This is a genomic window from Zymobacter palmae (assembly GCF_003610015.1).
Lineage (GTDB): Bacteria > Pseudomonadota > Gammaproteobacteria > Pseudomonadales > Halomonadaceae > Zymobacter > Zymobacter palmae.
Map to the genome: position 1 here is coordinate 2,324,112 of NZ_AP018933.1, position 24,685 is coordinate 2,348,796.

A 24,685-nucleotide genomic window follows, 5' to 3' on the forward strand; every position below is an offset into this window, starting at 1 on the left:
AGATCGATCGAGGAGAGGCGCATGATTCCAGGGTGGATTCTGATTGCGATAACGCTGGGGTATATCACCCTGTTGTCCTTCATGGCATGGCACGGTGATCACCGCGCCCAGTCACGGGAACCTGTACACCGCTGGCCAATTCTCTACAGTCTAACGCTGGCCGTCTATTGCAGTGCATGGAGCTTTTTGGGCGGCATTGGACAGGCCGCATCCAGCGGCTTTATCTACCTGACCCATTTCATTGGCCCCATCATTGGCTTCCTGTTCTTCTGGCCGGTCATGGATAAGCTGATCCGCGTCGCTAAGCGTCAGAACGTGACCTCGATCGCCGATTTCATTGCTTCGCGCTACGGTAAGTCGCAGGGGCTAGCGGCGTTCTGTAGCCTGACAGCGCTCGTTGTCACGCTGCCCTATATGGCACTTCAGTTCGATGCGCTGCGGCTAGCACTACACCTGCTGACGCCCGCCGATGATGTCATGACGCACAACCCGGTCAGCGTGGACATTACGCTGTTCCTTGCGGTCATTCTGGCCGTATTTGCCATGCTTCACGGCATGCGCCATACCAATGCTACCGAACATCACGAGGGGCTGATCCAGTCTATTGCCTTCGAGTCGGTCTTTAAGCTGCTGGCCTTCGTCGCACTGGGCGCGGCCCTGCTGTGGCAGTTTGGCCTGCTTCCTCTTCCGCAATCTGATCAGGCGCTGACCGTACCGTCACTGGCCTCGGCGCCGGCCCCATCCACTCCGCCATCGCTGCTGGCCCAGCTATCCGATCAAGGCGTGCTGATTCAGACACTACTGACGATGCTGGCGATTATCTGCGTACCGCGTCAGTTCCATGTCACCGTGGTTGAGCACACTCAGCGCGACGATACGCGCCAAGCTCGCTGGCTGTTCGTCGGCTATCTCGCAGTGACGGCCGCCATGGTGATGCCTTTGGCGCTGCAGGGACGCTCGCTGCTCGGCGATAGCGTACCGACCGATGGCTATCTGATGGCACTGGCTTCGCTCGGCCACCATCCGCTACTGGCCATGCTGGCGTTCATCTGCGTGTTGACAGCAGCCGGTGGCATGCTGCTGATGGCCAGCCTAACACTGTCGATCATGCTGTCGAACGAAGTTGTCATTCCGATTCTGCTCAAGCTGCGCTGGTTCGATTTGAGCAAAGGTGGGTATACACGCCGCGTACTGCGTGCTCGCCGCGCTATCATTCTGATCGTTGTCGCACTGGGTTACTTGTGCTCAATGATGTTCAACGAACACGTGTCGCTAGCCTCGCTGGGGCTTCTGGCGCTGGCGGGCATGAGTCAGATGATTCCAGCCGTCATCGGTGGGCTGTACTGGAAACACGGCAACCGCATTGGCGTAGCCATCGGCATGCTGCTTGGACTGCTGGTGTGGGGATATACGCTGCTGATTCCTACGCTAGTGCAGGCACAACTGCTGCCCTCTGCCCTGCTGACGGAAGGACCTCTTGGTCTGCACTGGCTACGCCCACTGGCGCCATTCGGGCTGAGATTTGCAGACCCGCTCACGCAGGGTGTGCTGCTATCACTAGGGTTGAATATTCTGGCCTATATCGGGCTATCACAGCTGACCTCTCAGCGCGTGGTAGAACGCATTCAGGCCTCGCTGTTCGTGGAAAGCGCGGGCACCATGCCGCCGTCCATCAACCGCCCATGGTTGGGGGCAGCGTCCGTACGCGATCTTAAGGCGCTGTGCCGTCGCTTCCTCGACAAGGCTCAGGTCGAACAGGCCTTCGAGCGCTTCGCTCAGCGTCACCCGTGGCCGATGACCGACCAGACACTGGCCTCTATCGACATGCTGCAGTTCAGCGAGGGACTGCTAGCATCGGCTATCGGTTCTTCTTCGGCGCGTCTGGTCATGAACTCGGCACTGTCAAAGCGCGGCATTGAACTCTCCGATGTGGTGTCGATCGTTGATGAGGCCTCTCAGGTACTGGAATTCAACCGTTCGCTGCTGCAATCGACGGTGGATAATCTCCAGCAAGGGATCAGCGTCATAGACCACAACCTCAACCTGGTGGTCTGGAACCGGCGCTATCTGGAGCTGTTCGACTTCCCGGACAATCTGATCCGTGTGGGCACCCCCATTGAACGCATCTTCCGCTACAACGCCTACAACCGCGAATACGGCCCGGGCGATAGCGAAGAACACGTTGCACAGATGCTGGCCAATCTGGAGTCGTGCAAGCCCCATCACTACCTGCGTTACCGGCAGGACGGCACGGTACTCGACATTCATGGCAGCCCGATGCCCGGGGGCGGTTTCGTCTATACGTATCAGGACATCACGCAGCAGAAGCGCACCGAAGAAGCGCTGATCCGCTCGGAAAGCAATATCCGTATCTACACCGACAACGTGCCCGCGCTGATCGCCTATTTCGATACGCAGAACCATTATCTGTTTACTAACCGAGCCTATGAAACAGGCATGGGCATCGACCGAACCGAAGCTATCGGCAAGCAGGCCAAGGACATTCTGCCCCCTGCGGCTTGGCGCGAGCGCGAACCGTGGATGATGCGAGCGCTAGCGGGGGAACGGGTCAGCTTCGAGGTGGCGGTGGAAGAGCCGACGGGGCAGTTGCGTCACATGCTGGCGACTTACACCCCCCACTTCAATTCAGCGGGGCGCGTACTAGGGTTCTTTGCGCTCTATCAAGACATCACCGAACGTCGTCTGGCCGAGATCGCTCTGAAGGAAACTAACGAGCACTTGGAAGAGCGCGTGCGTGAGCGTACCTCGCGCCTGCAGCAGCTGAACGAAGCGCTTCAGCAGGAGAACGAAGTACGCGCACGCGCAGAGAAGGCGCTGCGCCAAGCCAAACAAGTCGCGGAAACGGCCAATGCTTCCAAGACCCGTTTCCTGGCGGCCGCCAGCCACGATTTGCTCCAGCCATTGAACGCTGCGCGCCTTTTCACCTCGGCGCTCAATCAACAGCTGGAAAACAGCGAATACGCCCAGACGTTGTCGCATATTGACGCCTCGCTGCAGTCGGCCGAGGAACTGCTGAGCACACTGCTGGATATCTCGAAGCTCGATTCTGGGGCGCTCACACCTCGCCGCAAAGTATTTTCCCTCAGCGACATCCTGCAGCCGCTTAAGGCACAGTTCGAGGTCATTGCCGCTGAACGAGGGCTTGATCTGTCCGTCGTATCGACCTCTGCCGTAGTCGACAGCGATCCACAGATGCTGCGCCGTATCGTCCAGAACTTTCTGTCCAACGCGCTGCGCTACACCGAACAGGGTCGCGTACTGCTGGGCTGCCGCCATGTAGGCGACACCATTCGCATCGAAGTGTGGGATACAGGCCCGGGCATTCCAAAAAGCAAGCAGAAAGAAATTTTCGAGGAGTTCCGCCGCCTTGAGTCGCAGTCACGCCATGCCGAAAGCGAAAAAGGGCTGGGATTGGGGCTGTCGATCGCCGAGCGTATGGCCAATGTGCTGGCACATGAACTGACGCTGATTTCGGAAGTGGGTCAAGGAACGGTCTTCCGCGTGACGGTACCCTACAAGCGCGGCGTCAAGGTTGAAAGCCGAGAGGAACTGGCACAGCGCACGCGTCGTCCGGCCACCCGTAACCGTCTGCAGGGCATCCGCATCCTGTGCATCGATAACGAGCGCATTACGCTTGAAGGTATGAAAGCAATGCTAAGCGGCTGGGAATGCGAGGTGTATACCGCGACCAGTATCGGTGGCGCACGTTCGGTACTGCGCAATCTGGATGGCGATCCCGATGCCATTCTCGCGGACTATCATCTCAGCAATGATGTGACGGGGCTGATGGCGCTGGATACGCTGGGCCAACAGCTGGAGGGAGACGTGCCCGGCATCGTGATTACGGCCGATCGGACAGAAGAAGTGGCAGAAACAGTCAAGCGAGCGGGCTATCACCTCATCAACAAGCCAGTGAAGCCCGCCACGCTACGCGCCCTGCTGACGCGCACACTACAGGCTCGACGCGCCAACGACCGCCAGGAGTGATCACAAAAGCCCCGACGCCATGAAGGCTGTCGGGGCTCTCACTCATACGGGGTTGTCGATATCGACGAAACGATGTTCGACACCGGTATCGCGTGCTAACCAGTTACCCAGTTCGCGGATACCTGCCCGCTCGGTAGCATGATGCCCTGCCGCAAAATAGCTGATGCCCAGTTCGCGCGCAATATGCGTAGTTCGTTCAGAAATTTCGCCCGAAACGAAGGCATCTGCGCCGTTCTGCCATGCCAGTTCGATCATGTCTTGAGCGGCTCCAGTGCACCAGCAGATGGTCTGAATAGGACGCTGATGCGCCTGAATGACCAGCGGCGCACGTCCCAGCCGCGCTTCCAGCTTGGCCGCCAGCGTATCGTGTTCGAACGGCTTCGACGTGCGGCCTTTCCAGACCACACCACGCCCAACCGGACCGTCCAGTACGTGTGTGCGGTACCACGCCATTTCCGCACCCAGCTGAGCGTTGTTCCCCATGTCAGGATGAGCGTCCAGCGGCAAATGATAAGCGACAAGGTTGATGTCGTGTTTGATCAGTGCACGCAGGCGGTGATAGCGCATGCCGGTTACCGTGCTGGGTTCGTTCTTCCAGAAGAAGCCGTGATGCACCAGCACCATGTCAGCCCCCCAGGCAACGGCTTCATCCAATAGCGCCTGACAGGCCGTGACACCCGTCATCACCTTGCGAACCTCACGCCGACCTTCGACCTGTAACCCATTGACGGTGTAGTCCTTGAAGGCCTCTGGTTCGAGCAGAGTATCCATTCGCTGGATCAACTCATCTCGCAACATGATCGTGCTCCTTGCGGTTGTCTGTTGGGAATGCGGGCAGACAGCCCTTCCCCCCAATGATAAACTGAAATCGTTATGGCTCGCCGCCTGTCGCTGGGCATCGCCATTCGAATCGCTGTGCCTCTTGCCCGTCCTGCCTGCAAGAGCACTTATGTCACACCGACCAACATGCAGGACATTCCATGCGCCGACTGCTGGTTTCTCTCTTCTGGCCCGTACTGTGCGGGTTGCTTATCGCCCTGATCGTTCTCGACAGATACCCTGCCTGGCTAGGCCGAATGGGGGGCGGTAACGCGTCATCACCGCACGCGGTCACTCTGAGTACAGACCCACATTCGCCGCCAGTGTTCATAGCCTCGGGGTCGCATCCACAAGGCTATGCCAGCGCAGTAGAACGCGCGGCACCGGCCGTCGTCAGTGTCTATTCGCTCAGTTCAAAGAACGATGAACAGAGCGCCTCGACGGACAGTTCAGTAGACAGCCATCGCAACACTCTTCGCAATGACCCATTGTATCGACGGTTCGTCGATCAGCATGACCCCCGCGCCACGCTGGCGTCACCGGCACGCACCTCAACCGACCACACCACACGCACTGAAGCGACAGTTTCTGCCACAGCCGAAAAGGAGGCCACCGCTCTTCATATCGACAATGTTGGCTCAGGCGTCATTCTAAGCGATAAAGGCTACATTCTGACTAACCAGCATGTCATTCGCGATGCCGATGACATCAGGGTAGCACTGCGTGACGGGCGCGAAGCCACCGCCACCGTGGTCGGTGTCGACTCAGATACCGACTTGGCCGTCCTCAAGATCACACTTGATGCGCTGCCCACCATCACCGTCGCAGAAGCCAACAGCATCCACGTCGGCGATATCGCGCTGGCGATCGGCAATCCATTCAATTTTGGCCAGACCGTAACCATGGGCATCATCAGCGCCACAGGCCGTAGTCAGGTCGGCGTCAACGCCTATGAGAATTTCATTCAGACCGATGCGGCCATCAACCCGGGCAATTCCGGCGGCGCACTGATCAATACTGGTGGCGAACTGGTCGGCATCAATACGGTGATCTTCACGCGCTCCGGCGGCGCACAAGGGATCAGCTTTGCCATTCCCTCAAGCATCGCGCATGAAGTACTCGATGACATTGTCACGACCGGCTATGTGCGCCGCGGCTGGATCGGTATGGACGCGCGCAGCGTACCGCTACAGCTGGCACAGTCATTCAACCTCAATGCCCCCAGCGCATTGGTCGTGACCAACGTATTTCCTGATACGCCCGCCGACAAGGCAGGACTGAAAGCGGGCGATATGATTCTGTCGATCAATGATACGCCGCTGATCGATACCCAACAGGCCATCATCAACATCACTCAGCTGCACCCGGGCACCCCGGTCAAGCTGCGCCTGTTCCGTGATGGCAGCTCACGTGATGTGGTAATTCACGTTGGCGTGCGTCCTACCAACACGCCGCTGATCCTCAACCGCACCCTCAATGGTGCTACGCAGGGAGAAGCGAGCCCCTCAGCAAGCGAAGATGATGCTACGTCACCGTCGGCCACGCATACAGCACCATCGGCCGCCACATCCAACGTATCGCTGCACTGATCACTATTCCCACGCGACACGCATGTGTCATAAACGACAAGGCCTCCCGATGGGAGGCCTTGTTGCATGGGCTATGAAACGCTCAGCGTTTGAGACGGTTTTCAGCAGAACGGGCGTGGGCCGTCAGCGATTCGCCGTGCGCCATGACCGATGCGATACGTCCCAGCTTATCTGCCCCTTCCGCAGAACACTTGATGATGGAAGAGCGTTTCTGGAAGTCGTATACGCTCAGCGGCGAAGAGAAGCGCGCCGTACCGGATGTCGGCAGAACGTGGTTCGGTCCCGCACAATAGTCACCCAGCGCTTCTGCCGTGTAACGCCCCATGAAGATAGCCCCAGCGTGACGAATGCTGCCCAGCCACTCATCAGGGTCTCCGACAGACAGTTCAAGGTGCTCCGGCGCGATGCGGTTGATCAGCTGGATAGCCTCTTCCTTGTCTGCCACCTTGATCAGCGCTCCGCGATCGCCCAGCGACGTAGAGATGATCTGTTTACGCGGCATTGTCGGCAGCTGCTTGTAGATACTCTTCTCGACGGCGTCGATGTGAGCGTCGTCCCAGCTGATGAAGATGGCCTGCGCTAGCTCATCGTGCTCGGCCTGCGAGAACAGGTCCATGGCCAACCAGTCGGGATCAGTACCACCATCGGACACCACGAGGATTTCAGACGGGCCCGCGATCATGTCGATACCGCACTGACCGAACACGGCACGTTTGGCCGTCGCTACATAGATGTTACCCGGACCAACGATTTTGTCGACGCACGGCACGGTTTCAGTGCCGTAGGCCAGCGCGGCAACAGCCTGAGCACCACCGATGGCAAAGACCTTGGTCACGCCGGAAACGTAGGCGGCGGCCAATACCAACTCGTTGACTTCGTCATCGGGCGTCGGCACAACCATCACCAGTTCGGAAACACCGGCCACGTGCGCCGGCATGACGTTCATCAGCACAGAGGACGGGTAGGCCGCTTTGCCGCCCGGCACATAGACGCCCACACTGTCTAGCGGTGTCACTTTCTGACCCAGCACGGTGCCATCTGCTTCGGTGTATTGCCACCCTTCGGTACGCTGGTGTTCGTGGTAAGCACGAATGCGTTCTGCTGAGGCATCCAGCGCTTGGCGCTGTTCTTCAGGCAGATTGCGGTAAGCCGCGGCAAGACGATCGACGTCCAGCGTTAGGTCGCTCATGCTGGTAGCGCTGACGCGGTCGAAACGACGAGAGAACTCGACCAGAGCATCGTCACCCCGGTGTCGTACGGCATGAATGATGTCATCAACGCTTTTCTGAATATTGGCATCGGAAACACCTTCCCATGCCAGCAGAGCATCCATACGAGCGTCAAAATCGGCATCGCGGGAATCCAGTCTTACCGGGCCTCGCATATCCTGACCGTCACTACTCATGTCGTATTACCTCTATATCGCTGTACATTGATTATGGTTATGGGTATTGCAGCAAAAGCGCTTTTCTTTAAGGCATTAGCGCTTCTTTATGAATCTAACACCTCTTTGCGGCGACGTGCAGCTACTACTTGACGCAGATTATCAATGATAGGCTGCAAGCGCCCGTGGTTCATGGTCATCGATGCTTTATTGACAATTAGTCGCGTGCTGATTTCGGTAATCAATTCGCGCGGCTCCATGCCGTTGGCTCGCAGTGTATTACCGGTATCAACGATATCGACGATCTCATCGGCCAAGTTCATGATCGGGGCCAACTCCATTGCGCCATACAGTTTAATGATGTCGGCTTGGATGCCCTGACGCGCATAGTAATCGCGTGCAATATTGACGAACTTGGTGGCCACGCGGCGGCGGCTATGACGCGGATTTTCATGTCCAACCATACCCGCCGTCATCAGCTTGCAGCAGGCGATATCGAGGTCAATCGGTTCATAGACACCCTCTGAACCGTGCTCAAGCAGCACGTCCTTGCCCGCCACACCGATATCGGCAGCGCCCAGCTGGACGTAGGTCGGCACATCGGTAGCACGAATCACGATGATCTTGACGTCGTCCTGCTGGGTATCGAACAGCAGCTTACGACTACCTTCCAGCGGTTCTGCCAAGTGAACGCCCGCCTCGGCCAGCAGGGGAAGGGTTTCCTTAAGGATGCGGCCTTTGGACAAGGCAATGATCAGTGGTCTACTCATTTGTAATTGTGTCTCTTCTTTTCCAGTACGTGCCCGGTTCCCGAATGAAAGAGCCCGGCGAATGGCCGGGCTCTTTCCTTTCTACAGGTAATGTTAACGAGGCTCAACCCGCAGTGCGACGGATATGCGCCCCCAGCATACGCAATTTTTCCTCGATGCACTCGTAACCACGGTCGATGTGATAGATGCGATCGACTACGGTTTCCCCTTCGGCCGTCAGTGCGGCAATAACGAGGCTCGCGGAGGCTCGCAGGTCAGTCGCCATGACCGGAGCGCCAGACAGCTTCTCGACACCGTTGATGATCGCAGTATTGCCTTCCAGAGCGATGTCGGCGCCCATGCGGCAGAGTTCCTGCACGTGCATGAAACGGTTCTCGAAGATGGTCTCGATCACGCGGGAGTGCCCTTCCGCAACCGCATTCAGAGCCACGAACTGAGCCTGCATGTCAGTCGGAAATGCCGGATACGGTGCGGTACGCAGGCTAACCGCTTTGGGACGTTGCCCCTTCATGTCGAGCAGGATGCCCTGTTCGTTCACTTCAATATGAGCGCCCGCTTCTTCCAGCTTGACCAGAACCGCTTCCAGCGTATCGGCACGCGCATCGCGCACCAGTACGCGACCACGCGTGGCGGCAGCAGCTACCAAGAACGTGCCGCTTTCGATACGGTCAGGCATGACCGCGTATTTGCAGCCGTGCAGCGCATCGACGCCTTCGATGGTAATGGTGCTAGAGCCGTGACCGGTGATTTTGGCCCCCATCGCAATGAGGCACTCGGCCAAGTCGACGATTTCCGGCTCGCGCGCAGCGTTTTCAAGCACGGTCGTGCCATCTGCCAGCGTTGCGGCCATCAGTAGGTTTTCAGTACCGGTGACGGAGGGCACGTCCATGACGATGCGAGCCCCTTTGAGGCGATCAGCACGCGCACGGATATAGCCATTCTCAACGGTAATATCCGCGCCCATGGCTTCAAGGCCGTGGATGTGGATATCGACAGGACGACTGCCAATGGCACAGCCGCCTGGCAGCGATACGTCCGCTTCACCGTAGTGCGCCAACAGCGGCCCCAGCACGAGGATAGAGGCACGCATCTTCTTGACCAGATCATACGGCGCGTGGCAGTGGTTGACCGCCCCGCCCAGCTGGATGCACATTTTTTCTTCCATCACGGGCTCAATGCCCATGCAGCCCAGCAGCTCCAGGGTCGTCGTAATGTCCTGCAGATGAGGCAAGTTGCTTATAGTGATCCGATCCTTGGTCAGCAAGGTCGCGGCCAGAATCGGCAGTGCTGCATTCTTGGCGCCGGAGGTCCATACCTCACCGTTCAACGGCTGGCCGCCGGTAATGATCAACTTGTCCATGCATTAAATCCTGAAACGGAAATATCGTTCGAGAACGAGCAGCAGTCCTGCTCCCGTCCTAAATGGGGCCCCACACATTAGGCGTTCAGTTCTGCCCACTGTGTCGGCGTGAAAGTCTTGATCGAGAGGGCATGGAGAGCGCCGCTCGCGATTTCATCGCTCAGTGCACTGTTAATCAGCTGCTGTCGCTTCAAACGCGACAGGTCACCGAATCGCTCACCGATGGCGGTCACCTGGAAATTGCAGCCTTCGCCTTCGATAACGAAAGTACAGCCTTCGACGCGCTCTTCGAGCAGCGCTTTGACGTCTTCGGGTCGCATGGTAGTCAAATTCCTTGCAGCAGTAACAGAAAATCAGGCGGGCAGCGCATGCGCAAAACCCACTATTGCCGGCATGATAAACGAAAACGGGGGCCAGGCGCGATTGCGTGCCCAGCCCCCGCTCATGCTGCTTTGGTCTGTCAGCGTTCGGGAAGAATCCGGTTCAGCCCCGAAAGCGCCACCAGCGGTCGCATCTGTTCGGGAAGAAGGACATCCTTCAGCCGTAGCTGTCGTGCATTAAGTGCACGCCACCATTCCAGCACTACGGTCAGCGTAGCACTACTGGAGTGCTGTACACCGCGCGCGTCGATCGACACCGCCGTTTCTGGGGCCACCTGCTTCAGCAGCCGACAGCCTTCGTCAGCCAGCAGTGCCGCCGTATCGAACGAGACGGGGCCTTGAAGACTGAGCACCTGCCGCCCAGCATCCATCGTGACCCGTCCCTGTTCCATTGTCGCCTGAGCGTTCATCGGCACCGTTCCTATTTGGACTGCTGGCTCTGCACTTCGTTCAGTGCCTGACCGCTGTCCCAATGGGAGATGACGGTATCGTAGTTGTTACCGTTCTGACGCATGGACTGATCGAACTGATTGCGGAAGGTCAGGCCCAAGTTGATGCCATTGACGATCACGTTAATGACCTTCCATTCGCCGTTGCGTACGCCCATAGTGAACGATACGGGGTAATGCTTGCCGTCACCGGACGTCACGTCCAGCGCCACATCAACCTGATCATCGTAGCGAGAGCGGAGCGCCGATGAAGCGACGTTAAGCGATTCATAATCGAAGCTAACCAACCCTTGCGTCAGGGTATCTAGTGCAGAATTCTGGAACGACTTCGCAAAGTCGGCCCGCTGCTGCACGGAAGCGCCACGGTAGTACGGCCCCATCACGCGGGCAGAAATGTACGGGAAATCCGCGACCGGCACGATGGTCTGTTCGAGCAGCTGACGGAGTTCGCCCTGATGCTGGCGGTAATAGGCACTGCGACCATCGACTTTCTGTTTCAGCTGGTCGATACGCTGGGTGACAATCTGCAGCGCCTGCTGGTCGTCAGCGGCCTGCGCAGTCATGCTGATCGCCATACCGAACAGCAGCATCATGCCAGCCAGAGCGGTCATGCCACGCTTGATCATAGTAAGTGACGCCATATCCTTTACCTCTATTTTAATAGGTGAGGAATCAAGCGATTCCTCAGTCCATTGATATCCCTGCAATCCATCAGGTTGAGACAGTAACACAGTCGGGCCGTTCAACTGACATGAACGCCGCGCTCCCCGCACGTCGCCCATAAAGCCCTTTACTGCTGCGCGTTACCGGTAGCGGCACTGCCACCTTTACTCGCGCCTGACGTCAGGCTACTCACGACCTGCTGGATCAGTTTTTCCAGCACGATGGCATCCTGGACATCCTTGATCTCACCACCGTTCGGAATCGTCGCATCATCTAAACGAATCGGCTGAATCGCTAAATACTGATCCCCCAGCAGCCCTTGGGTCTGAATCATGACGGAACTGTCGGTGCCCAACTTACCGATCAAGCTGTTATCAAGCTTCATCGTGACGCGGGTACGGAAGTCGTCATTATCGCTGACCAGACTGATATCGCTGACGTGACCGATGGTCATCCCCGCGATGGTGACACGTGCACGCGGGCGCAACGAGCCGATATCGTGGAAGCTAGCCGCTACCGTATAGTCCTGCTTGTTCGAGGTCGGGGTCAGGCCACTGACCTGCAGCCCCAGATAGATCAGGCCGGCAAACGCCGCCAGTACGAAAAGCCCTACGCTACACTCGAGCCATCCTGTACGTTGTTTCATGCGAAATCTCCAAACATCAGTGCGGTCAACAGGAAGTCGAGTCCCAGCACCGCCAGTGACCCGTAGACAACCGTACGCGTAGTGGCACGGGAAATACCTTCGGACGTGGGCACAAGGTCATAGCCCTGAAAGACGGCGATCCAAGTGATAACCGCGCCAAACACCACGCTCTTGACCAGCACTCCGCGCACGATATCGTGCATGAAGTCGACGCTGCTCTGCATATTGCCCCAGAACGCGCCAGAATAACCGCCCAGCCACTGCACGCCCACCAGATAGCCGCCATAGATACCCACCACAGCGAAGATAATGCTCAGCAGTGGCATCGAAATCAGCCCCGCCCAGAAGCGTGGCGAGATGACCCGGCGCAGCGGATCAACACCGATCATTTCCATACTGCTGAGCTGTTCGGTGGCCTTCATCAAACCGATTTCCGCGGTGAGCGCCGAACCGGCACGCCCGGCAAACAGCAGCGCTGCCACCACCGGTGCCAGCTCACGCAGCAGCGAAAGCGCCACCATCTGCCCCAGCGCCGCTTCGGCACCGAAGCTGATCAGGATCATATGGCCTTGCAGTGCAATGACCATCCCGATGAACAGTGCAGAAACCAGAATGATCGGCAGCGACAGCACCCCGACGAAATACATCTGGCGCAGCCACAGCCGAAACGACTCTCGGTGTGGCAGCCCAACCAACGACTGCATCAGGAAGATAGCAGCACGGCCCAGCGCGGTAATCAGCGAGATGACGCCGCGCCCCAGCGCTTCTATGCGCTTCATCATCAGACCTTCTCCCCAGCGTCGAGCATGTCGTCACGGAAGTCTGGTGCCGGATAATGAAACGGCACCGGCCCATCAGGACGGCCATGCATGAATTGATCGACCCGCGGGTCCGCCTCCAGATTCAAAGCTTCGGGCGTTCCATGGGCCATCACCTGTCCATTGGCGATCACATACACATAATCGGCAATCGACAACGTTTCGGTGATGTCGTGCGACACGATAACGGAGGTCGCGCCGAACGCCTTGTTCAGATCGTGGATCAGTTTGACCAGCACCCCTTTGGAAATGGGGTCCTGCCCGACGAACGGCTCATCGTACATGATGAGGTCAGGATCCAACGCGACGGCGCGCGCCAGCGCCACGCGCCGCGTCATTCCGCCCGACAGTTCGGAAGGCATCAGATCGCGCGCACCGCGCAGCCCAACGGCTTCCAGCTTCATCAATACCTGATCGCGAATCATGCTGTCAGGCAGCTGCGTGTGCACGCGCAGCGGAAATGCAACGTTCTCGAACACGCTTAGATCGGAAAACAGTGCGCCGCTCTGAAACAGCATGCCCATCCGGCGCCGCATCATGAACAGGGCATGGCGTGACAGGGCATGCACGTTCTGGCCATCGATGCTAACCGTGCCTGCATCGGGCTGGAGCTGACCGCCCATCAGTTTGAGCAGCGTGGTCTTGCCCGTACCGCTTGGCCCCATGATGGCAGTGATCTTGCCTTGTTCGATATCAAGGTCGATGCCCTGGAAGATTGCACGGCTTCCGCGTGAAAAATGGAGGTCTCTGACCTCGACAAGATGCGTCTGACTCATGCCTCTCCTATGTCTTTTGAGGGAAAGAAGCTCGAAAAACTGACCGCTTGTGGCGCTCGATGTTCCGTGGCCTCCCTCCGTGACATCCCTGCTCGACGCCCTGCATTCCGCGCCGAGCTGCTGCTATCTGAAGGCGTATATTCCCTATTGGAATCACACTGCCTGTAATCGAACATTGTATTCTATCCTGACATATTGCCGAAACCGATCTGTTTTCTATGGATCACCTTCACCTTTGGAACGAGGCCGCGGTACGTGCACTTTGCATGGCTTTGCGTCAGGATACGCACCTAAGGTCGCCGTCCATCTTCTAAGAAAACGGAGAACGGCCTTGCGCATGTACTGCGCTATCAACGGATAGTGTCCATTCGCCCGATATCACTCAAGCGAGTACCCATTGCCATGACGACAGCCGACTTCCGGGCCAGCGCCCGCCGCACGCTTACGCTGGAGCAGGAGGCTATAGCCGCGCTTGTACCACGCCTAAATGAAGACTTCGACAAGGCCTGCACGCTGATTCTTGCCAGTCGCGGGCGCGTTGTCGTAAGCGGTATAGGCAAATCGGGCCATATCGGACGCAAGCTGGCAGCAACGCTGGCCAGCACGGGTACACCGGCATTCTTCCTGCACCCAGCGGAAGCCAGTCATGGCGACCTAGGCATGATGACCTCGGAAGACGTACTGGTCGCGCTGTCGAACTCGGGCGAGACCCAAGAAATCACGGCGCTGCTGCCACTGTTCAAACGCAAAGGCGTTCCGATCATTGCCATGACGGGACGACGCGATTCCACGCTGAGCCGCCATGCCGATGCGTTTCTGGACGTCGGCGTTGAGAAGGAAGCCTGTCCGCTGAATCTGGCCCCAACCTCATCGACAACCGCAACGCTCGCACTGGGCGATGCACTGGCCATTGCCTTGCTGGAAGCCCGCGGTTTCAGCGCCAACGATTTTGCGCTGTCGCACCCGGGTGGCAGCCTTGGCAAGCAGCTGTTGCTAACCGTCGGTGACGTCATGCATACCGACGACGCCATCCCGCGCGTACCGCTGGCAACACCGCTGCGCGACACACTGTTCGAGATCACGCGCAAGGGGCTAGGATTTGCCTGTATCGTAGACCAGAACCAGCAGCTATGCGGTATTTATACTGACGGCGATCTGCGTCGAACGCTGGATAAAGCCACCGATTTTGCGACGTTGATCACCGATGATGTAATGACGCGTACACCGCTGACCGTTTCTGCCGATATGCTGGCTGCCGAAGCACTGCGTCTAATGGAAACGCGACGCATTACGGCGCTGCCCGTGGTGGACGACACCCAGCACTTGGTGGGGGCACTGAAGCTGCAGGATCTGCTGACCAGCGGCATCGTATAAGCATCGTCATTTTCCGTCGGCATGGCGTCGTTCATGCCGACCTCATGTATATTCCCCATTCACTCTGCGTACGGGGCGGATGATCCTTCACGATGACCGCCTCTGCACTCAAAGGACACGACACCATGTCTCTCGCGACCGGCTCAATGCCGCCACTGCCCTGCGACAAGCGTTCCACTCCTTTCAGCGCGGATGCGTTCGAACGCGCTCGCCATATCCGCTTGCTGGTACTGGACGTCGATGGCGTCATGACACACGGCCACCTGCTTTATCAGGCCGACGGCCAGGAAAGTAAGCAGTTCAACACGCAGGACGGCCTCGGGCTGAAGCTTCTGGAAGAGCACGGCATTCAAATGGGCATCATCACAGGGCGCTGCTCGCCGATGGTGGCGCTGCGTGCCAAAGAGCTGGGTATCACTCACCTCGAACAGGGCCGTCACGACAAAAGCACCGCCCTCAAGGCGCTGGCCGATCAGCTGGGATTGCCCCTTTCGGCCTGTGCTTACTGCGGCGATGACTTGCCAGACATAGGAGCCATCGTTAGCGCGGGGCTGGGTGTCAGCGTACCGAACGCCCCTAGCTATGTGCGCGAAGCAGCCGATCACGTCACGGGACGTGCAGGCGGAGACGGTGCCGTACGCGAATTATGTGAACTTCTACTGCAGGCACAGGGTCATTGGGAAGGTATCATGGCGCGCTACGCAGGCAAGAGCGCCGAGAAGAAGGTACCCGACTTTTCAGGTTAAGCCGATTGGACAGCGCCGATATCCTGACCGATACCTTAAGTCAGGAAACGGTCGATAGGGCCGTCTACGCTGTCACTGTTGCAAGGATTTTTGATGATACGCTGGATTCGTGACAACACCACTCGCGTGGTCATCCTGTTCGTGATCGTGCTGGTCGGCATCGTGCTGGCCTTCGTCGATCAGTTCAACTCAGGCACACAGGAGAGCCAACTGCCCTCCGTCCCCGAGGGGCAGCCTGACTATGTTCTTGAACAGGCGAACTTTGTGCGCTTCGATGCGCAGGGGAAACGCTACCAGAGCATGACCTCACCGCACGTGGCACATATGCCTGACGCGCAGCAGACCACGGCCACCGATCCGCGCATCGATATCGTGGATGATGCGGCACGGCTGTGGAACATTTCCGGACAGCAGGCCACGATGACCGAAGACGGCACCCGCATTACGCTGTCGGGCAATGCCAAGGCCGTTGCGCCCAGTGAACAGTGGCGGCTGGAGACGGCCACGCTGAACTACGACCGCGGCCAAGACAAGATCTGGAGCGACACCGATTCGCGCTTCTTTCAAGCGGACCAAACTATGCGCAGCGACCGTTTCGAAGCGCTGCTGACGCCAAAGACCGTTACACTGACCGGCAACGTCCAGGGGGTCATTCCCCCGACCGCACACCAGGCCTCATCGGACACCGATACCGCTGACGCCCCATGAATCTGATGTTTCGAGGAATGACTTCATGTCCATTCGTTGGTTGACCCCATTGATGGCCGCCGTCGGTATTGCCGCTGGCCTGACCACCACTTCCGCACTGGCACTGGACAGCGACGCTCGCCAGCCCATCCGCGTCTCGGCTGGCCAACTGCAGCTCGACGACCGCAATGGTTCAGCCATCTACAGCGGTACCGTGCACATCGAACAGGGCAGCATGAAGCTGGATGCCGATCAGGTCGTGCTGACTCGGAGCGCCGCTGGCGGTCTGTCGACCATGCGCGCAACGGGCAAAGGTAAGCGTGCCTATATCGAGCAGAAACCAAGCCCACAGGAAGGTCTGGTCAAGGGCTGGGGTGACACCATCGTCTACAGTGCTGACAGCCGCAAGGTCGAGCTGATCGGTCATGCCGAGCTTCACCGCGGCACCGACACCTTCACCGGCGCTTATGTGCAGTACTTCATGAATACCCGTCAGGTACAGGCGCAAGGGGCAGGCAAGAACAACACGGGCAATGGCCGCATCGAAATGACCATTTCACCGGATGCCCGCTGATCGTCACGAGTCCGATATGCTCCAACGCGGGCATGTCATTCAGGCCGGCCGTACGCGCTGGCATGTACACACGGCATTGGCCGGCACCGCCCGGCCAATGCCTGCTGGTAGTCTCAAGGAATTAAGCCCGCGATGAAGACCCTCTACGCAACGCATCTGGCCAAAAGCTTCAAGAAACGCCGCGTCGTGCAAGATATCAGTCTCTCCATTTCGCAAGGTGAGATCGTGGGTCTGCTCGGCCCCAACGGTGCCGGCAAGACCACATCGTTCTACATGATTGTCGGTCTGATTCAGGCCGACGCTGGTGAAGTGCGCATTGACGATGTGGACCTGTCTCGTCGTCCGATGCATGAGCGCGCACGTGCAGGCATTGGCTACCTGCCGCAGGAAGCGTCGATCTTCCGCAAGCTGTCGGTGGCAGATAATATTCTGGCGATTCTGGAAACGCGTAAGGACCTTACTCGTCAGCAGCGCCACGAGCATCTGGATGCACTGCTGAAAGAATTCAGCATCACGCATATCCGCGACAATATGGGGATGAGCCTGTCCGGTGGTGAACGTCGCCGCGTCGAAATAGCGCGCGCATTGGCCATGGATCCCGCGTTCATCCTGCTTGATGAACCATTCGCGGGCGTCGACCCCATCTCGGTGGGTGAAATCAAGGACATCATTCGTCAGCTGCGCGACCGCGGCATCGGCATTCTGATTACCGATCACAACGTGCGTGAAACGCTGGATATCTGCAATAACGCCTACATCGTAGGTGATGGCAAGATCATTGCCGAAGGCGATGCCGATACCATCTTGGCCAACCAGCACGTCCGTGACGTGTATCTGGGCCACGAATTCCAGCTATAACCGCCCTTTTTTGTCAGACCATAAGCGCCACCGCCGATCGTCAAGTACGGTCGAGCGGTGGCGCTTATGCATATGGAGTGTACGATACGCTCTCGCTCAGCCTTCGGAAGGCAGCAGGCGGGGGCGCGCAAAGGTGACCAGCTCCGCAAACGTCGGCACCTTGCCATCATTAATCTCGTCATACTCCAGAGCGAAACGGCGCAGCTGCTTACGGTGTTCGTTGCTCAGTTCGACTTCACATGCGGTCAGCACGCGATCCAGCGCACTTTGATCGGACAGGTCGACGGGTTGCTGGGAACGTGGGTCATTACGGTCGATAGCCATACTGCACCTCCAGGGGTACTGTGGGCATTTTATTGAGTCAAGGAAGCCCCAAGCCAGATCGTGGTCGGGTTTCCACCTCACCTGTATCTTTGTGTACCCTCACGTATAAAAGGGCTTTGCCTAGGAATCAATCCCTGCTCGACCAATGCATCATGCCCTCCTGCTGTCACCCCGTTCCTTTTTGAAAGCCTTTCAGCCATCGTTCAGAATGGATATCCCGTTCTATCTGTCTGACGATCAAGGAGATCACCCGTTTTACCGGCAAGCTGGCATGTTTCTTGCCGGAATTTAAGAGAGGGGGCTTGCATCCGCAGCGCGAAGCGATATAGCGTAAGAATCGTATTGGTGATATCGCCCAGGTTGCTACAACAATGATGACACCCTCTCTGCAACTCAATATCGGCGCTCACCTCACGATGACGCCACAATTACAGCAGGCCATTCACCTGCTGCAGCTTTCGACACTCGACCTCCGCCGTGAGATTGAGTTAGCCGTAGAGCACAACCCCATGCTGATGCTCGTCGATACCTTCGACGACGCATACGAACTCGCACTCGAAGATGACTGGAGCGCTGCCGAGAATACGGACAGCGAAGAGTCGTTCGACGATGCGGGCATCGATGAAGAGCGTGAGGGCATGCTGGCCGAGGGGCTGATCAATCCCACGGCGCCGTCATCTGGCGGTACCGAAGGCCCCGATATCGAACGCAATGCACGTGAAGAAACGCTCAAAGACGTGCTGTACCGTCAGGCCTCGCTACTGCCACTCAACGATCAGCAGCAGCTCATTGCCGATGCGCTTATCGACGCCCTCGATGAACGCGGCTATCTGAGCCAGCCGCTGAACGAACTGCGCGATGGCCTCAATGCCCAGCTGCGCGAGCCGGTCAGCGATACCGACATGCACGCGGTGCTCAGCCAGCTGCAACAGCTTGAACCGACAGGCGTCTTCGCCCGCGATTTGTCCGAATGCCTGCTGCTACAGCTCAACACACTGCCCAGCGATACACCGCTGCTGCCACAGGCTCGGCGTTTAGTACGCCAGTTCCTAGAGATTCTGGCCGCGCACGACTTCAAACGGCTCAAGCGTCGGCTCACGCTGGACGATGAATCACTTGATGAGATCATCGCGATGATCCGACGGTTGGATCCAGCCCCGGGACGGCTCTACAGCAGCGAAACGGACAACTACGTCATTCCGGATCTGGTGCTGCGTCGACACCCGCGTCAGGGCGGTGAAGTCGAGCTAAATCCGCTCGCCCTGCCCCGCGTGTCGCTGCACGATGAGTACGTGCACCTGATCCGGCGCGGTGATCGCAGCGAAGGCAATCAGTTCCTGCGCCACCACTTACAGGAAGCACGCTGGCTGATGAAAAGCCTGAGCAGCCGCAACGACACCCTGCTCAAAGTCGGACGAGAAATCATCCGCCGCCAGCATGCGTTCTTGGACCATGGTGAAGAAGCCATGAAACCGCTGGTGCTGGCCGACATCGCGGAAGTGGTCGGGCTGCACGAGTCCACGGTCTCACGCGTGACAACGCAAAAGTACATCCACACCCCACGCGGGTTGTTTGAGCTGAAGCATTTCTTCTCGAGCCATGTGGGCCAGGCCGGCGATGCGCACTCCAGCACCGCTATCCGCGCCAAGCTGAAGAAGCTAATCGCACAGGAGCCGCCTCACAAGCCACTGTCGGATGCTCGGCTGGTGGCACTGCTTGCCGAGGATGACATCACGGTTGCACGACGCACAGTCGCGAAGTATCGTGAATCTATGGGTATTCCAGCGTCCAGTGAGCGCAAGCGGCTGGCGTGAGATGAGATAACAGCATGTGATCAAGCGGCACGGAACGTTCCGGCCAATTACGGATCACATTGGTATCAGGCTAGTGTTTGGCTACACTCAGAAAGTATGGGAACGTACAGGATGTACCTTCCCATGCGGTTCTCACACCCGAAGAAGGAGAGTGCCATGCAGGTCAACATCACAGGACATCACATCGAACTGACCTCTGCCCTGCGCGACTATGTCGAACAGAAGCTCGCTCGACTGGTACGCCATGACGCGCGCATCATCCAGACCCACGTGACGCTGTCCGTCGAGAAGGAACGCCAGACGGCAGCCTGCACCCTGAAAACCGCGGGTGCGGAGCTTCATAGCGAAGCCACGCTGAACGATATGTACGCGGCGATCGACGCCATGGCTGACAAGCTGGACCGCCAGCTGCTCAAACAGAAAGACAAGCAGCAGCTTCACTCTCATGAACGCGCCGCCAGCGTAGCCCCCGCTGACGAACTGGACGCCTAATCGGTTTTAGAGCGCTCTGCGCCGACCCTTCTTGCAAAAAAGGCATGCTCCGGCATGCCTTTTTCATTTCCCTGACACAGACCAATACCCGCGTAAAATGGCGGCCTTTGACGTTCGATCATGCTACCCTGTCAGGGCTTCTTCATCCGGGGCGGAACCCGCCGATATGTGCTATTTCCGCAACTAAAACAGAGGCCGCATGGCCTGCCGTTTCAGTCCGGGTGGTACCTTCATTTTCCTTATGGCTGTTGCCGGGAGCTACCTCATGATGAAGCTGATCATCATCAGTGGTCGATCAGGATCGGGAAAATCCATTGCGCTACAGGCACTGGAAGATATCGGCTACTACGCGATCGACAACCTGCCAGCTATGCTGCTGGTGGCACTGCTGGACGAACTGCGCCATCAGTCACCGGAACGTCGCCACGTTGCCGTCAGTATCGACGCCCGCAACCTACCAACCGCACTGGCCCATCTTCCTGAGCTGATCGACACACTCAGCCAGCACGATATCGACCTGCAGATCGTCTATCTGACAGCCGAAACGCAAACACTGCTGGAACGCTATTCGGCAACGCGCCGCCGCCATCCGCTGACGCGCGACTCCGACATGACACTCTCGGAAGCGATTGAGCATGAAGAACAGTTCCTCGGCCCGATTCGCAACATCGCTGATCTGCTGATCGACACGACCAGTCTGTCCGTACATGAGCTGCGCCGCCGTATCACCGAGCAGGTCGCCCAGCACTCGGGCCACCAGATGACGCTGAGCTTCGAGTCTTTCGGCTTCAAGCACGGCGTACCGCACGACGCCGACATGGTGTTCGACGTACGCTGTCTTCCCAACCCGTACTGGGATGCCACCCTGCGCGATTATTCCGGCCGTGACACGCCTGTCATTGAGTTTCTAGAGCGCTACCCCGAAGTCAGCGCGATGCGCAACGACATCATCACGTGGCTAGATAAATGGCTACCCGCCTACCTGTCCAGCCAGCGCAGTTACTTTACCGTTGCCATCGGCTGCACCGGCGGTCAGCATCGCTCGGTCTATTTGGTTGAGCAGCTGGCGCACCACTTTGCGGCCCAGTTCCGCAGCGTGCGCATCCGCCATCGTGAACTGCGAATTCATCAGGCCGTAGTGCCACAGGAAAAGCATCCCGACTGATCACTCCGCCATCCAGCCAATGAAAAAGCGCCCGTCTGAAAATCATCAGACGGGCGCTTTAGCGTTAAAAGCAATTAAGAAGGGGCCCCTTGCAAGCAACCACCCCACGGCATTACGCAAAGCCTATCGCAGCAACGCAATACCAAAGACGGCGAAAATGAAGATAACGGGCAGCAGCGTCGAAATAATCCCCAGTGTCATGCCATAACGAGTCTTGACCATATTCTTGTCGCTGAACGTCACGCCGCGACGTGCCTTGCCTAAATCAGATGCCCCCATGATCCAAGCAGTAAGACCTAGTGGCCAGAACATCAACAGCCCCAGAATACCGAAGGTCAGAATAAGGCTGCCTCGTCCGATTTCTGCTGACGGTGCTTCCACCAACGCTTCCGACGAGACTTCTGCATTATCTTTATGGGCAAGCGCTTTTGCTGTCTGAAAGATAAATACCGCAAGGAGTATCCAAAATACAACCTGGGTAACTATATAAAAAATATTAACGGCATAAATTACAAACAGATGCGAATAATAATCACCAGAAGACACTATTATCCGAGCAATAATATTTGCGATATTGCTTATCAGTATAAGTAATGTTGCCACCAACATTATCCACGATAACCCTTTCCTCACCGGAACCAACCGGGTCAAAATAATAACTATAACGGCAATCTCAGGCAACATTTCCAATAGAATCGGCCATATGTATGCTAGAGCCATTGTTTCCCCCTTCAAAAATATAGCAATCAGAATATTAATTAAAATGCGCCCAGAATACTGCACCCAAATAACGATAATGTCAAATAAACACGTAACGCTCTATCAACGAACTATACTATTAACTGACTAACCTATATTCTCATACTCAATTTAAAACGTAGAAAAGGCAGCCTTTGTGGGCTGCCTTTTCTTTTATTTATACATAGCGCATTGAAACACTCACCATCAACTGGCTAGCGTCATACCATCAATCAGCCAACTGCCTGTATGCAGGTTGCTACGCATATCCGTGTCATCGCCAATGGCCTGTAAATTACGGAACATGTCACGTAGGTTGCCTGCGATCGTGAAGTTTTCGACCGGATAGGCCACTCTGCCGTCTTCGATCCAGAAACCTGCCGCACCGCGCGAGTAATCCCCCGTCACGGTATTAACGCCTTGCCCCATTAGCTCCGTGATCAGTACGCCGTTGCCGATCTGGCGCAACAGGTCATCGTATGCCGTCAGCGGTGCGTCGATGCGCAGGTTGCGCGCACCGCCAGCATTGCCGGTCGTGGTCATGCCCAAACGACGTGCACTGTAAGCGGACAGCATATAGCTGGCCAGCGTGCCCTGTTCAACGAAGCGATTGTCGCGGGTATACACGCCATCGCCATCGAAAGTACTGCTTGCAAGCGCTCCGCGTAGCTGAGGCTGTTCCAGCAGCGAGAACCACTCGGGGAAGATTCGTTCGCCTAGCGCGCCATGCAGGAACGAGGCTTCGCGGAACAGAGCCCCTCCAGCGATGGCGCTCAGAAAGTGCCCCGCCAGCGTACGTGTCATAGCCGGAGCCATAACAACAGGGTAACGGCCCGTTTCGGGACGACGGCCGCCTAGGCGAGCGAGAGCTTTGTCGGCAGCCTGCTGGCCGATAAGCTGTCCCTCAACCAGCTGACGGGGATCACGCGCAGAGGTGTACTCGTAGTCACGCTGCATGCCATCGCCTTCACCTGCGATCAACACGCACGACAGGCCATGAGAAGTACGCTGCTGGCAGCCTGTGAAGCCGTTGCTGTTGCCGTAGACCGCAGCACTGCTGGATGTTGAGCAGGAGGCTCCTTCGGAGTTACGAATGCCTTCGACGGCCAATCCCGCTTCTTCACACGCCTGGGCGTAGGCAATAGCCTGCTCGGCGGTGATGTCCCACGGGTGATACTGATCCATGTCCGGCAGCTCTCGCGCCATTAGATCAGCCTCTGCCAGCCCGGCGGCGCTATCTTCTTCGGTAAAGCGGGCAATATCGCAGGCCTTCTCTACCGTCGCTCGGATCGCCTCGGGGCGCGTATCCGACGTCGAGGCACTGCCCTTGCGCTGGCCGCGATAGACCGTGATGCCAATGTACTGATCACGCGACTGGGACAGAGTATCCACATCCCCTTTGCGCACGCTGACTTCCATGTTCTGTGAAGCGCTGGCAGCCACCTCGCAGGCGGTTACACCATACTGCTTAGCCTGAGCGAGCGCATCTTCGACGCGCGCGGTCAGAAGCATACGCTCCGCTTCGATATCGAACGTTCCGCTCATGCGGTTCTCCTGCCTCGGCAGCCGCTGTACGTGGACTGCTCTTTTCATGAAATCGCGTCTCGATGCAGAGCCACTGCATTGAGCCTGTTATACTGGCGCCATTCTCTTACAGGACTAGGATGCCGAAATGTCGACACCTTCTGACCGTGATGCTGCTCTTGAGCAGCAGGATCTGCCACCCAGCAAATCCGAACTGAAACGCCAAATGGAGCACCTGCAAAAACTGGGGCGCCAGATCATTGAGCTGTCGCCTGAAATTCGTGCTCGCTTGCCACTCTCCGACGACATGCTGGCAGCCGTCGAGGAAATGGGCCGCATTCGCGCCAATGAAGCGCGTCGCCGCCACATGCAATACGTCGGTAGGGTGATGCGCAGTGAAGACATCGCCGGTATCGAAGCGGCTTTTCTAGCCATGGAGCAGGAAGAAGACCTTCGCAACCGCGAGTTTCACCTGCTTGAACAGACCCGTGACCGCTTGATCGCCGAAGGCGACGATTTTGCTGGCGAGATCATGGCGCAGTACCCCGATATCGACCGCCAGCTGCTGCGTCAGCTCATTCGCAACGCGCGTCGCGAACGCGATGCAGGCAAGCCGCCGGCCAGCGCTCGCAAGCTGTTCCGCCTGCTGCGCGATGTGTCGGGCCTGTAAGGGCCTACTCACCTTTTCCTGCTGGCGGCAGCCGTGCTGCCCTATCAAGCGAGGGTG

At 57.7% G+C, this 24,685-nt stretch carries 24 protein-coding genes; 11 read left to right on the forward strand and 13 right to left on the reverse strand.

The genetic code is table 11. The annotated features are described in order from the left end of the window. Positions 1-21 precede the first annotated feature (21 nt). On the forward strand, positions 22-4,008 hold the full coding sequence (locus tag ZBT109_RS10370; protein ID WP_027705911.1) for a hybrid sensor histidine kinase/response regulator: 3,987 nt from the start codon (positions 22-24) through the stop codon (positions 4,006-4,008). Positions 4,009-4,050: 42 nt separating this feature from the next. On the opposite strand, the gene ZBT109_RS10375 is transcribed toward ZBT109_RS10370, so the two are convergent. Further along, positions 4,051-4,809, reverse strand: a complete 759-nt coding sequence (locus tag ZBT109_RS10375; protein ID WP_027705910.1) for a Nif3-like dinuclear metal center hexameric protein — start codon at positions 4,807-4,809, stop codon at positions 4,051-4,053. Between the two features lie 179 nt (positions 4,810-4,988). Between ZBT109_RS10375 and ZBT109_RS10380 the strand changes: the two genes are divergently transcribed. Further along, on the forward strand, positions 4,989-6,416 hold the full coding sequence (locus tag ZBT109_RS10380) for a S1C family serine protease (RefSeq protein WP_051524123.1): 1,428 nt from the start codon (positions 4,989-4,991) through the stop codon (positions 6,414-6,416). Positions 6,417-6,498: 82 nt separating this feature from the next. On the opposite strand, the gene hisD is transcribed toward ZBT109_RS10380, so the two are convergent. The 9 genes from hisD to ZBT109_RS10425 form a co-directional block, all read right to left on the reverse strand. After that, positions 6,499-7,821 carry a histidinol dehydrogenase gene (gene hisD, locus ZBT109_RS10385; RefSeq protein ID WP_051524122.1) on the reverse strand — a complete coding sequence of 441 codons (1,323 nt, stop codon included), beginning with the start codon at positions 7,819-7,821 and terminating at the stop codon, positions 6,499-6,501. 86 nt (positions 7,822-7,907) lie between these two features. Then, positions 7,908-8,570 carry an ATP phosphoribosyltransferase gene (gene hisG, locus ZBT109_RS10390; RefSeq protein ID WP_027705908.1) on the reverse strand — a complete coding sequence of 221 codons (663 nt, stop codon included), beginning with the start codon at positions 8,568-8,570 and terminating at the stop codon, positions 7,908-7,910. A 103-nt stretch (positions 8,571-8,673) separates the two neighbouring features. Beyond that, positions 8,674-9,930, reverse strand: a complete 1,257-nt coding sequence (murA, locus tag ZBT109_RS10395) for a UDP-N-acetylglucosamine 1-carboxyvinyltransferase (RefSeq protein ID WP_027705907.1) — start codon at positions 9,928-9,930, stop codon at positions 8,674-8,676. Between the two features lie 77 nt (positions 9,931-10,007). Then, positions 10,008-10,250 carry a BolA family protein gene (locus ZBT109_RS10400; protein ID WP_027705906.1) on the reverse strand — a complete coding sequence of 81 codons (243 nt, stop codon included), beginning with the start codon at positions 10,248-10,250 and terminating at the stop codon, positions 10,008-10,010. Positions 10,251-10,390: 140 nt separating this feature from the next. Continuing rightward, positions 10,391-10,720, reverse strand: coding sequence for an STAS domain-containing protein (locus ZBT109_RS10405; RefSeq protein WP_051524121.1), 330 nt, complete (start codon positions 10,718-10,720; stop codon positions 10,391-10,393). A gap of 11 nt (positions 10,721-10,731) precedes the next feature. Beyond that, a complete protein-coding gene (locus ZBT109_RS10410) occupies positions 10,732-11,400 on the reverse strand; it encodes an MlaC/ttg2D family ABC transporter substrate-binding protein (RefSeq protein ID WP_027705905.1) in 669 nt (222 codons plus the stop codon). A 149-nt stretch (positions 11,401-11,549) separates the two neighbouring features. Further along, positions 11,550-12,068: an outer membrane lipid asymmetry maintenance protein MlaD gene (mlaD, locus tag ZBT109_RS10415; protein ID WP_051524120.1), complete on the reverse strand. Its 519-nt coding sequence runs from the start codon at positions 12,066-12,068 to the stop codon at positions 11,550-11,552. Next, positions 12,065-12,850, reverse strand: a complete 786-nt coding sequence (gene mlaE, locus ZBT109_RS10420; protein WP_051524118.1) for a lipid asymmetry maintenance ABC transporter permease subunit MlaE — start codon at positions 12,848-12,850, stop codon at positions 12,065-12,067. The genes mlaD and mlaE overlap by 4 nt, the downstream gene beginning before the upstream one ends. After that, the gene (locus tag ZBT109_RS10425) at positions 12,850-13,662 is read right to left on the reverse strand and encodes an ATP-binding cassette domain-containing protein (protein WP_027705903.1); all 813 of its coding nucleotides are present in this window, start codon (positions 13,660-13,662) and stop codon (positions 12,850-12,852) included. Before ZBT109_RS10425 ends, mlaE begins: the two co-directional genes overlap by 1 nt. A 402-nt stretch (positions 13,663-14,064) precedes the next feature. Between ZBT109_RS10425 and ZBT109_RS10430 the strand changes: the two genes are divergently transcribed. From ZBT109_RS10430 to lptB, 5 genes are all read left to right on the forward strand, one after another. Then, the gene (locus ZBT109_RS10430; protein ID WP_027705902.1) at positions 14,065-15,036 is read left to right on the forward strand and encodes a KpsF/GutQ family sugar-phosphate isomerase; all 972 of its coding nucleotides are present in this window, start codon (positions 14,065-14,067) and stop codon (positions 15,034-15,036) included. 125 nt (positions 15,037-15,161) lie between these two features. Further along, entirely contained in the window at positions 15,162-15,782 is a 621-nt protein-coding gene (locus ZBT109_RS10435; protein WP_084261889.1) for a KdsC family phosphatase, read from the forward strand. 93 nt (positions 15,783-15,875) lie between these two features. Further along, positions 15,876-16,490, forward strand: coding sequence for an LPS export ABC transporter periplasmic protein LptC (gene lptC / locus ZBT109_RS10440; RefSeq protein ID WP_051524117.1), 615 nt, complete (start codon positions 15,876-15,878; stop codon positions 16,488-16,490). A gap of 25 nt (positions 16,491-16,515) precedes the next feature. After that, entirely contained in the window at positions 16,516-17,043 is a 528-nt protein-coding gene (gene lptA / locus ZBT109_RS10445; protein WP_027705901.1) for a lipopolysaccharide transport periplasmic protein LptA, read from the forward strand. 132 nt (positions 17,044-17,175) lie between these two features. Further along, positions 17,176-17,901, forward strand: coding sequence for an LPS export ABC transporter ATP-binding protein (gene lptB / locus ZBT109_RS10450; RefSeq protein ID WP_027705900.1), 726 nt, complete (start codon positions 17,176-17,178; stop codon positions 17,899-17,901). A 96-nt stretch (positions 17,902-17,997) separates the two neighbouring features. Here lptB and ZBT109_RS10455 read toward each other — a convergent pair whose 3' ends face one another. After that, positions 17,998-18,225 (reverse strand): hypothetical protein, encoded by a 228-nt coding sequence (locus ZBT109_RS10455; RefSeq protein ID WP_027705899.1) that lies wholly within the window; start codon positions 18,223-18,225, stop codon positions 17,998-18,000. A gap of 371 nt (positions 18,226-18,596) precedes the next feature. Between ZBT109_RS10455 and ZBT109_RS10460 the strand changes: the two genes are divergently transcribed. The 3 genes from ZBT109_RS10460 to rapZ all read left to right on the forward strand — a co-directional run bounded on the left by ZBT109_RS10460 (position 18,597) and on the right by rapZ (position 21,696). Next, complete coding sequence (locus tag ZBT109_RS10460; protein ID WP_038279160.1) at positions 18,597-20,039, forward strand: RNA polymerase factor sigma-54; 1,443 nt, start codon at positions 18,597-18,599, stop codon at positions 20,037-20,039. A gap of 156 nt (positions 20,040-20,195) precedes the next feature. Beyond that, positions 20,196-20,531 (forward strand): ribosome hibernation-promoting factor, HPF/YfiA family, encoded by a 336-nt coding sequence (hpf, locus tag ZBT109_RS10465; RefSeq protein WP_027705897.1) that lies wholly within the window; start codon positions 20,196-20,198, stop codon positions 20,529-20,531. A 268-nt stretch (positions 20,532-20,799) separates the two neighbouring features. Further along, on the forward strand, positions 20,800-21,696 hold the full coding sequence (rapZ, locus tag ZBT109_RS10470; protein WP_027705896.1) for an RNase adapter RapZ: 897 nt from the start codon (positions 20,800-20,802) through the stop codon (positions 21,694-21,696). A gap of 123 nt (positions 21,697-21,819) precedes the next feature. Here rapZ and ZBT109_RS10475 read toward each other — a convergent pair whose 3' ends face one another. After that, positions 21,820-22,416, reverse strand: a complete 597-nt coding sequence (locus tag ZBT109_RS10475; RefSeq protein WP_027705895.1) for a hypothetical protein — start codon at positions 22,414-22,416, stop codon at positions 21,820-21,822. A gap of 225 nt (positions 22,417-22,641) precedes the next feature. Further along, positions 22,642-23,979 carry a metalloprotease PmbA gene (gene pmbA, locus ZBT109_RS10480; RefSeq protein WP_027705894.1) on the reverse strand — a complete coding sequence of 446 codons (1,338 nt, stop codon included), beginning with the start codon at positions 23,977-23,979 and terminating at the stop codon, positions 22,642-22,644. Positions 23,980-24,106: 127 nt separating this feature from the next. On the opposite strand from pmbA, the gene yjgA reads away from it, so the two are divergent. Continuing rightward, complete coding sequence (gene yjgA, locus ZBT109_RS10485; RefSeq protein WP_027705893.1) at positions 24,107-24,628, forward strand: ribosome biogenesis factor YjgA; 522 nt, start codon at positions 24,107-24,109, stop codon at positions 24,626-24,628. Positions 24,629-24,685: the final 57 nt, after the last annotated feature.